Below are 10,208 nucleotides of genomic sequence, written 5' to 3'. Positions count from 1 at the left end.
TAAAAAAAGGGATATGCAATTTGCACATCCCTCTTAATGATATCAACTCCAGACTTTCGACTGAAGACTCAGGACTAGTACCTGTAAGTATCTGCTTTGAATGGACCTTCTACCGGTACACCGATATAATCGGCCTGGTGTTGATCTAAAACATCTAACTCTACACCGATTTTTTCTAAGTGTAAACGGGCAACCTTTTCGTCTAAATGTTTAGGCAAAGTATACACTTTGTTTTCGTAAGCGCCAGTGTTTGTCCAAAGTTCCAATTGCGCCAAAGTTTGGTTAGTGAATGAGTTACTCATTACAAAACTTGGGTGACCAGTTGCACAACCTAAGTTAACCAAACGACCTTCGGCCAGGATAATTACATCTTTACCGTCGATGGTATATTTATCAACCTGTGGTTTAATCTCCACTTTAGTATCGCCATAAGTACCGTTTAACCAGGCCATATCGATTTCGTTATCGAAGTGACCGATGTTACAAACAATCGCTTTATCTTTTAATGCCCTGAAATGTTGTTCGCGAACGATATCACAGTTACCAGTAGTGGTTACCACGATATCTGCTTCTTTAATTGCAGTAGCTAATTTTTTAACTTCATAACCTTCCATTGCAGCCTGTAAAGCACAGATCGGATCAATTTCCGTCACGATAACACGTACACCTTGTGAGCTTAACGATTCTGCAGAACCTTTACCCACATCGCCATAACCACAAACAACAGCTACTTTACCAGCCATCATTACATCGGTAGCACGACGGATCGCATCTACTAACGACTCGCGACATCCGTATTTGTTATCAAATTTAGATTTGGTAACCGAATCGTTAACGTTAATTGCAGGTAAGTGCAATGTTCCGTTTTTCATTCTTTCGTATAAACGGTGAACACCAGTAGTGGTTTCTTCTGATAAACCTTTAATTGCAGCAATTAGCTCAGGATATTTATCAAAAACCATGTTGGTTAAATCGCCACCATCATCCAAAATCATGTTTAATGGTTGTTGTTCCGGACCGAAGTGTAAAGTTTGTTCAATACACCAGTCGAATTCTTCTTCGTTTAAACCTTTCCAGGCATAAACCTGAATACCAGCAGCAGCAATTGCAGCCGCAGCATGATCTTGTGTAGAGAAAATATTGCAAGATGACCAGGTCACTTCAGCACCCAGTGCAGTTAATGTTTCAATTAATACAGCCGTTTGGATGGTCATGTGCAGACAGCCTGCAATACGCGCACCTTTTAACGGTTGTGTTGGACCGAATTCTTTACGTAAACTCATTAAACCTGGCATTTCTGCTTCGGCTAATTCAATTTCTTTACGGCCCCATTCTGCCAGTGAAATGTCCTTTACTTTGTAAGGGATATAAGAAGTCTCTACTGATGACATAATTATTTGTTTTTAAATGAAATGCAAAGTTACGGCATAGCTTTGTCAAAGCCAAATAATTAAAAGCGCAAGGTGATCTATTGATTGTAAAATAGCTGGCTGATTTTTCACAACGAAGCATCAATACCTAATGCCTTAACTATCTTTTGGAAAGCAAAGTCCAGTAGTTCTTCGGTTGGGCTCCCTCCTGCCATCCACTAAAGGCCCGATTTTCAATCGGGAGCTGACCTTCCTGTTTAAAGTAATGAGATCCTTTGATAGATTCCAAAGTCAAGTTTAATATGACTAGGCGCATATTAAACTTGACTTCTTTCAAAAACCTTGAATCATCAAAAATAAAACTTTGATTTACAGTGAATTATTTCTTAAATTGTTGTAACCAAATAGAACTTTATGAAAAGCGTAAAACAATTATTAGATACCAAACAGGTACGGATTATTTCGGTATCAGAAAATATTTCTGTTTTAGATGCCTTAAAAGTAATGACAGAAAAAAACATCAGTGCGGTTTTGGTGATGGAAAACGATCGGCTCCGTGGTATTTTTACAGAGCGCGATTATGCCCGAAAAATCATCCTTCAGGGTAAATCATCAAAAGATACACTGATTAAAGAAGCCATGACCGCACAGCCCATCACCATTAATTTAAGTGATAGCATCGATTATTGCATGGAGCTGATGACTGATAAACACATCCGCCATTTACCGGTTGTAGAAAACGGGGAAGTAAAAGGAATGGTTTCGATCGGTGATGTGGTTAAGTTTATTATTGCGGATCAAAAGCAGACCATTTCACAACTGGAAAGTTATATAAGCGGATAATGCTGATATTAAATTACGTTGGTTAGTGAGACACCAACCATTAAATGAGCCTTAAACTTTTACCGCTACTTTATCTTCCGTTTTTCCTGATTGGTGCATTTCCAGTTTACCATTATACTGCGCGCCCATCTCAATTTCAATGGCTTCTGTTTTAATGTCGCCATTCACTTTACCCGTCTTTTTTATTTCCAGGTTCTGGCTTTTCACATTACCATTTACGGTTCCGTAAATAATGGCCGAAGCGGTTTGGATATCACCCTTAATCATTCCTTTTTCACCTAAAACAACACCGCCTTCCACATTTACGTTTCCGATTACAGTACCATCGATCCTGACTACTGCTTTTCCTTTTAGCTCGCCTGTTATCGTAAATCCGAGACCAATAATGGTAGAAATTTCCTGTTGGTTTAAGTCTTTAATTACGTTGTTTTTCTTGAACATGTGCTTATAAGGTTAAAAAGGATCTTGGATTAATAACTTTACCATTTTTATGTACTTCGTAATGTAAATGTGGACCAGTTGATCGTCCGGTTGAGCCCACTTTACCAATGTTATTACCAGCAATAACCTCCTCATCAACATTTACCAAAATTTTAGAGAGGTGGCCATAGTACGTTTCAAAGCCGTTACCGTGTTTAATTACGATGCAATTGCCATAACCACCACGTCTGCCTGCAAAAATCACTTTTCCATTTGCCGTTGATTTAACAAGATCGCCATAACTGGCCCTGATATCGAGCCCTTTGTGAGTTTCTACATTTTCGCCGCTAAAAGGATTTTCGCGATGGCCATAACCAGATGTTATGGAACCCAGATGCGGGTAACCCATTGGGGTATAGGCTACATTGTATGTAATTTTACTCAGGTAGTTGTCGTAAAATTCGCCGATCTCCTCAGCCGATAAAATCTCATCACTTTGCTCACCGCCTTCATTACCTGTCAAAATTGGCTTTAGCCCTCTTGCTTTCAGATATTTATTAATCGTGAGCAGTTTTTTATCGATCGATTGATAGTGTTTTTTAAGGGAGGAAGTATCGATAATGGCAAGTTTATCTTTACTTTTTAAAAGTGCCAGTTCGAGTTTACTCTTGGCCAATTCTACACTAGAATTACTGCGGATCAAATAAAATATACTCGCTACAAGAATGAAGAACAATCCTAAAATGCCTAAAATATACTTTTTCCAATGTACGATATAAGCTGTCGGAACTTGAATGGGCTTGTTTGAACTTTGATTTTTATTTACAAAAATTACGGTCGTTTTATTCCGTTTTCTGTTCATTTTTACTCAGATTTTTTGTTTGGTACTAAAACAAATATATGATTAACAAGTACATAGTCAAAAACTAAGTTTAAGTTTAACACTTCAGGGAATAAATATAATCAACGGTTAACATCGAATTAACCTTCAACATGCGGTTTATTATAGCCTAAATACAGGTGTGTAACATTTAAGTGTGGTTCAAACTTGGCGTATTACACGCATTCAAAGCTGTATCCATTTAAAGCCTATATTAGTATACAAAATAATTAAATGAAAGCGCTAATTTATCCAGCAGTCGCACTCGTATTCAACATTATCCTCTTTAATAGTTTCCCAATGGCTGGTGAGGGTGCAAGTTTAGGGACATTATTAACAATCCCAATTATTGGTGTTATCTCATTCTTATTCACGTTCACCCATTACATACTGACAAGAAAAAGGATTAAAACAAAATATTTTCAATTCATCGGCATAACAATAACTGTTTTGATCAGTTATTTTTTATTTATTACTGATGAAGGCAATACTCCAATTGATATTGTTGGTAGGATGTTTAAAACAGCAAGAAATTACAACAAAATTGAGCTGGCTGATTTCTATTTAGATGATGTTCCAGTCAATAAGGAAAAAATAATTGCTGCAAAGAAAAAGTTTAAAGATCAGCTTCCTGATACAGCATATACCGTAAATGTATTAAGGAATACTGATTATAAAACAATAGAAACCATAGGTATTTTTTATAAAAACGGGACAGCTATTCCTGTACATGACAATGTTAAAATCAGGCAAATCAATAAAAGGGCAATTATGCTTAGCAGAATTGCAAATGATGATACGTTGAATTTTGTTTTGTCTCCATTAGACATCAAAGAAGGGCAAAGCAAAATAAGCGGCTTCCAGGAAGAAAACCCAAAAAGAAAACCCGTGCAATCGTTAAGAAATGCCGATATCAATCTACTCCATAAAGCAACAACATTAGACCAGAAATTGATCGCCTACAAAGTTTTTTATTGGTTGCTTTAGCAGCAAAAAGTCGTCATTTCGAACGGAGCGCATTGAAGTCGAGAAATCTATTAGGAATGTCCTTCAAATCAATTCAAAGATTTTGCTATGTAGTGCCTTCGCGTTCTCCGCTACGGAAATGAAGAATTAATCTAGTATAATTAAGACATAGAAATCTCTGTAATCAACCTGTAAGGAAAAAGACAATAAAATCGGTGTAATCAATCCACAGTTAACATCAGTGTAATCAACCCAACGGCTACTTCCATCTCCACTCACCAGCAATAGTTAATGGCTCTTTCAGGTTCTGAGATTCTAAGAAAACCCTTAATTCTTCCTCACCCTGAACACCTACCGGAATTTTCGGTGTATTGGCCAACGCGTAAGTTAACATAGCGCTATAACGCACTGTATTTTTAAGCTCTTGCTCGTCAACCAGTTTAAAGCTATCTCCATCTGAGTGATAAAACGGACCAGAATTATTGGGTAATTTACCACCAAAACCGCCACCTGTAGGAATACCTTCTAACATAAACGGTTGATGATCGCTGTGTAAACCCGCACCAGCATTAAACAGGTTTTTAAAACCCGTATCAATTTTTACAATATCGCTTCCCCAGGTGGTAAACAGATCTTTCATTTCTGATCGTGAGGTAGAAAAACCTTTTGGATCGTTGGTCATGTCGTAGTTCAGCATAAACTTCACCTGGTTTAAGGTTTTGTCTTTTTTGGCCTGATCGATATAAGCCTTAGAACCCAACAAACCTTGCTCCTCACCCATAAACAACACAAATTCTACCGTACGTTTGGTTTTTAAGTTCAGTTTTTTAAAGGTACGTGCCATATCCATAATGGCGAAAGAACCAATGCCATTGTCGATTGCACCTGTTGCTAAATCCCAGCTATCCAAATGCCCACCTACTACAATTTTATCTTTGGGCAGTTCCGTTCCTTTAAAAATGGCTACTACGTTACGCGCTTTAATCAAACCTGAGAAATTGGTCATGGCGATATGCACGGTCTGTGTTTGTAACTTAACCTTTGCTTTCAGTGCCATACCATCTTCCAAACCAATACAAACCGCCGGAATAGGAATCAATTTACCCGTTACCGAAGCGGTTCCGGTTAAAAGCACCCCATCTTTTACCGTGTTGATAATGATTACCCCAATTGCACCATATTTTGTTGCAATGGCAGTCTTTTCTGAGCGGTGCAAGGATTTGGTTCCTGCCGGGGAGCCTGGCAATACCCCCAGGTAAATCAAAGCAATTTTGCCTTTAAACTTGTCAGGATTGGCCTGATAATCTGCTTCCAATCCATTTCCGGCATCTACAATTTCACCAGTAACATCAGCACTTACCGGCGAATGCGCCAGCGTAACTGCTTTCATTTTTGTCAGACTGTTTTTATCAGCACCAATTTCTACACTAATGCTTTTCCTTGCCCAGCTTTCTACCTCAAAAGGCTGAAACTTAACCTCACAACCATAAGATTTTAACAGATCGTATGCATATTGTTCAGCTTTTGCTCCATTTGCTGAGCCGGTTAAACGATGACCAATGGTTTCGGTTTCATATTTAAGCGTTTGATAGGCTTTTGAGTTTTGTTGCACATCGGTATTGATTTTGGTAAAAACATCACCGAATTTATCTTGTGCATTAGCCATTAAAGCGGTACATAAAAGCGCTGTAGAGAAGAGGTATTTCATTAAGAATAGTAGTTTAGTTGCTGAAAGTACAAATTTTAGCCAGCTATTGCTAGCTGTAACGCTTATTTTGCTTTGGCGCGAACATTTCTTTCTCGTACCAACCCTAAATATGCTGTCATGCTGAGGCACGAAGCATCTGCAACCTATGAAACGCCTTCCTGTAGTAGCAAGAGATTCTTCGCTGTGCTAGCATTAACAGATTCCAATAGACTGGCCGTCATGTCGACCGGAGCAACGCGAAGTGGAGAGATCTTTGTACCAAGTTATTGAAATCAGATTTAAAAGATTTCTCCACTGCGGTCGAAATGACGAAACTTCGAGACCATTCAGCTTCTTTATCCATCTGTCCATTCCTATTGACTTTTATACAATAAATTATCCCTCAGAATGACAAAACATAAACTAAGATTTTACATGAAACTTTTTCTTCGGAAAAACCAATGAAGCCACAATACTGATTACCAAAATACTTAGAATCACAATCAATGAATGTTCGGTGGTGAAACCCCATTTCTCGAGATAGGTGTGCCCCAACATTTTTACACCGATAAAAGCCAGTAAAACTGCCAATCCAGTTTTTAGATAATGGAATTTATGAATTATATTCACCAACAGGAAGAACATGGAACGTAAACCCATGATGGCAAATATGTTAGAGAAGAATACGATATAAGGATCTTTTGTTACCGCGAAAATGGCCGGGATAGAATCTACGGCAAATAACAGATCGGTAAACTCTACAATGAGTAACACCAGGAATAAGGGCGTAACCAATGTTTTATGGTCTATTTTAACAAAGAAGTTTTTACCCTCGTACTTTGGATGAATAGAGAATATTTTCGAAGCCCATTTTACTACGGGATGGTTTTCAGGATCGATCTTATCGTCTTCTTCCTTGCTGAAAAACATTTTCACCCCTGTAAAAACAAGGAAAGCACCGAAGATATAAAGTATCCATGCAAATTTGGTAATCAGTGCCGCACCAACAAAAATGAAGATGAAACGCATAATTATTGCGCCCAAAATCCCCCAGAACAATACACGGTGATAATATTTCTCTTCAACGGCAAATGCAGAAAAAATAAGCACAATAACGAAGATATTATCTACCGATAGAGCATATTCGATTACATAACCGGTTAAAAACTCTAAACCCAGGTTTTGTTTATATACCGCCAAACTCCCCTCAAAATCACCGGGAATTAGTTTTATATGGTGCTGGTGTTTGGTTACAATTTCCTGTAGATGGCCAAAATCCTTTATTCCGTGCAGCTGATGACCTTCTGTTAACAACAGAAAGTAGAAGCCGATGGCCAAAGCCACCATGATCAAACTCATTACCCCAGCCTGTTTCAAGCTTACGATATGCTCTTTCCGGCTAAAAAGACCTAAATCTAAAGCCAGAATCAGCACAATAAAAAGAAGGAAACCCAGGCTAAAAAGTAATTCGTTACTCATTATTTTTTACGTTCAGTGGTATACAGTACAAGTTGTTCTAAACCAGTGCGTGCTTCGCCTGCTTCAAAACTGTGCAAAATATCAAATGCTTCTTTCTGGTATTCCAACATTTTCTGGTTGGCATAATACACACCCTCCTGCGCATTTACAAAATCAATAATCTGCTGAATTTTAACTGGATCGTCCTGATGGTTTTTCACCAGATTAATAATCCTTTTACGTTCAGGTTTTTCGGCCTTATTTAGTGCATAAATTAATGGTAGCGTTACTTTCTTTTCTTTAATATCAATGCCTAAAGGTTTGCCCACATCATCAGTTCCAAAATCGAAGGTATCGTCTTTAATCTGAAAGGCAATTCCTACCTTTTCGCCAAATAATCGCATTTTTTCTATGGTTTCATCATCAGCGCCTGCCGAAGCAGCACCCGCAGCACAACAAGAGGCAATTAAAGAAGCTGTTTTCTGACGGATCACATCAAAGTACAGATCCTCCGAAATATCCATTCTACGCACCTTTTCTACCTGCAACAATTCGCCCTCACTCATCTGTTTAACCGCTTCCGATACAATCTGTAACAAACGGTGTTCGTTATTGTTTACCGAAAGCAACAATCCCTTCGCTAAAAGGTAATCGCCAACTAATACGGCAATTTTATTTTTCCATAAAGCATTGATAGAGAAAAAACCCCGGCGCTCGTAAGCATTGTCTACCACATCATCGTGCACCAAAGTAGCCGTATGTAGAAGCTCTACCAAAGCAGCCCCGCGATGGGTTGATTCTGTAATTCCACCGCATAGTTTAGCCGCAAAAAACACGAACATCGGTCGCATTTGCTTGCCTTTTTGCTTTACAATATAATGGGTAATCCTATCCAGCAACGGTGCGTCGCTATGCATAGATTCTTTAAAGGTTTTTTCAAACGCTTTAATATCAGCAGCTATAGGTGTTTTTATCTGTTCGATTCCCGGCATTAAGTCGAAAAATTTTGATTGCAAACTTAAGCTAATTTCCCATAAAAAGGTAATGTGCAATCTTATTATTAAGGATTTGAAAAACAACAGCAGTAATCCTCAACATCTTTAGTCCTGCTATTGCCCATAGTCCTCGCCCTCATGCTTCGGGCTGTGGGCTATTTGGCGCTATCAGGTTTAACATGATGGGCTGGTGCAGGCAAATGCCCCTCAAAGCGTACAATTAATTCCTCAAAAAAATTAGCTTTATTTAATTTCAAATTTTACATTTAAACCAATATTAGCTGGACCGAAAATGAAACATTATGATGCTTAGAAAGCTCATAATTGCTTCATCACCGTTAAAAAACAATAAGTGATCCATGAAAAAACGCTACAAAGTAATTATCGGCCTTTCGGCATTAATTGTTGCTGCTTACTTATTGGGGCCGAAACCAAAAAAACCAATTTACAATACCGAACTCACTCAGGTTCCTGATCTCGAAGATTTAGAGCATTATGTGGCCAGTATCGAATCGATGCACAAAATAAAACCAGGCAATGAAGCCGAAATCATATGGGCGGATTCCACACATCAACAAACCGAGTATGCCATTGTTTATCTACATGGCTTTTCGGCGTCAAAAACAGAAGGCAACCCGGTTTACCTTAACTTAGCAAAAGAATTAAATGCAAATTTATATTTAGCACGTTTGGCCGATCATGGCATCGATACCCTCGCGCCCATGCAATTTTTTACCGCCGACCGCCTTTGGGAAACCAGTAAACAAGCTTATGCCATCGGTAAAAAATTGGGCAAAAAAGTGATCTTAGTAGGCACTTCAACTGGTGGCACCGTGGCTTTAAAACTGGCGGCAACCTATCCGGAAATTAATAGTTTGATCTTATTGTCGCCAAATGTGGCCATTAATGATAAAAACGCCTGGCTTTTGAATAACCCATGGGGATTACAGATCGCCAGAAAAGTGGTTGGGGGCGATGAACGTAAAGTAGACGACCGAACAGACGAATACAAAAAATACTGGTATACCAATTACCGCCTCGAATCGTTGGTAGAGCTGGAAGAATTTATCGAAAGCAGTATGGTAAAATCTACTTTCCAAAAAGTAAAACAGCCTGTATTGCTGCTCTATTATTACAAAAATGAACTCGAGCAGGATCCCGTCGTGCGTGTAGATGCCATGCTGAAAATGTTTGATGAACTGGGCACACCGAATGCGCTAAAAAGAAAACAGGCCGTACCCAATGCAGGGAACCACGTGATGGGATCTTATATTACTTCGAAAGATCTATCAACTGTAAATACTGCTATTGAAAATTTTGTAGGAAGTACGCTTAAGGTGCCTGTTTATTAATTTATTTTATTAATCACTAGTCGTCACCCTGACCTGAGTTTACGAAAGCTACGGAGTAAATTTATTTCAGGGTCTACCTTGCAAGATAGATGCTGAAATAAATCCGATAGCTCCTATGTTTACAATGTTTAATTTAGTAAACATAAAGTGAAAAGGATTGAGAGTAGACCGATGGCTAAATAACTCATGAAGTATATTGACCGATAGATACTACCTCTTTCCTTTTTATCTCTTAGA

At 38.5% G+C, this 10,208-nt stretch carries 9 protein-coding genes; 3 read left to right on the top strand and 6 right to left on the bottom strand.

What is annotated here, in order from left to right:
* Positions 1-74 precede the first annotated feature (74 nt).
* Positions 75-1,391, bottom strand: a complete 1,317-nt coding sequence (ahcY, locus tag R2S57_RS29755; protein ID WP_316848545.1) for an adenosylhomocysteinase — start codon at positions 1,389-1,391, stop codon at positions 75-77.
* 393 nt (positions 1,392-1,784) lie between these two features.
* On the opposite strand from ahcY, the gene R2S57_RS29750 reads away from it, so the two are divergent.
* The gene (locus R2S57_RS29750) at positions 1,785-2,213 is read left to right on the top strand and encodes a CBS domain-containing protein (protein WP_316848544.1); all 429 of its coding nucleotides are present in this window, start codon (positions 1,785-1,787) and stop codon (positions 2,211-2,213) included.
* A 51-nt stretch (positions 2,214-2,264) separates the two neighbouring features.
* Here the strand turns inward: R2S57_RS29750 and R2S57_RS29745 are convergent, their stop codons facing one another.
* Both R2S57_RS29745 and R2S57_RS29740 read right to left on the bottom strand, forming a co-directional pair.
* Positions 2,265-2,654, bottom strand: coding sequence for a polymer-forming cytoskeletal protein (locus R2S57_RS29745; RefSeq protein ID WP_316848543.1), 390 nt, complete (start codon positions 2,652-2,654; stop codon positions 2,265-2,267).
* A gap of 4 nt (positions 2,655-2,658) precedes the next feature.
* Positions 2,659-3,495 (bottom strand): M23 family metallopeptidase, encoded by an 837-nt coding sequence (locus R2S57_RS29740; RefSeq protein WP_316848542.1) that lies wholly within the window; start codon positions 3,493-3,495, stop codon positions 2,659-2,661.
* Positions 3,496-3,747: 252 nt separating this feature from the next.
* Here R2S57_RS29740 and R2S57_RS29735 point away from each other — a divergent pair, with 252 nt between their 5' ends.
* A complete protein-coding gene (locus R2S57_RS29735; RefSeq protein WP_316848541.1) occupies positions 3,748-4,500 on the top strand; it encodes a hypothetical protein in 753 nt (250 codons plus the stop codon).
* A 238-nt stretch (positions 4,501-4,738) separates the two neighbouring features.
* On the opposite strand, the gene R2S57_RS29730 is transcribed toward R2S57_RS29735, so the two are convergent.
* The 3 genes from R2S57_RS29730 to R2S57_RS29720 all read right to left on the bottom strand — a co-directional run bounded on the left by R2S57_RS29730 (position 4,739) and on the right by R2S57_RS29720 (position 8,616).
* Positions 4,739-6,187 (bottom strand): M20/M25/M40 family metallo-hydrolase, encoded by a 1,449-nt coding sequence (locus R2S57_RS29730; RefSeq protein WP_316848540.1) that lies wholly within the window; start codon positions 6,185-6,187, stop codon positions 4,739-4,741.
* A 402-nt stretch (positions 6,188-6,589) separates the two neighbouring features.
* Positions 6,590-7,645 carry a TerC family protein gene (locus R2S57_RS29725; RefSeq protein WP_316848539.1) on the bottom strand — a complete coding sequence of 352 codons (1,056 nt, stop codon included), beginning with the start codon at positions 7,643-7,645 and terminating at the stop codon, positions 6,590-6,592.
* A complete protein-coding gene (locus R2S57_RS29720) occupies positions 7,645-8,616 on the bottom strand; it encodes a polyprenyl synthetase family protein (RefSeq protein WP_316848538.1) in 972 nt (323 codons plus the stop codon). Before R2S57_RS29720 ends, R2S57_RS29725 begins: the two co-directional genes overlap by 1 nt.
* 362 nt (positions 8,617-8,978) lie before the next feature.
* Here R2S57_RS29720 and R2S57_RS29715 point away from each other — a divergent pair, with 362 nt between their 5' ends.
* Positions 8,979-9,971, top strand: coding sequence for an alpha/beta hydrolase (locus R2S57_RS29715; RefSeq protein ID WP_316848537.1), 993 nt, complete (start codon positions 8,979-8,981; stop codon positions 9,969-9,971).
* The last annotated feature ends 237 nt before the right edge of the window (positions 9,972-10,208 follow it).

Source organism: Pedobacter psychrodurus (genome assembly GCF_032678585.1).
Taxonomy (GTDB): Bacteria; Bacteroidota; Bacteroidia; order Sphingobacteriales; family Sphingobacteriaceae; genus Pedobacter; species Pedobacter psychrodurus_A.
This window is presented reverse-complemented; position numbering and strand designations above follow the sequence as displayed.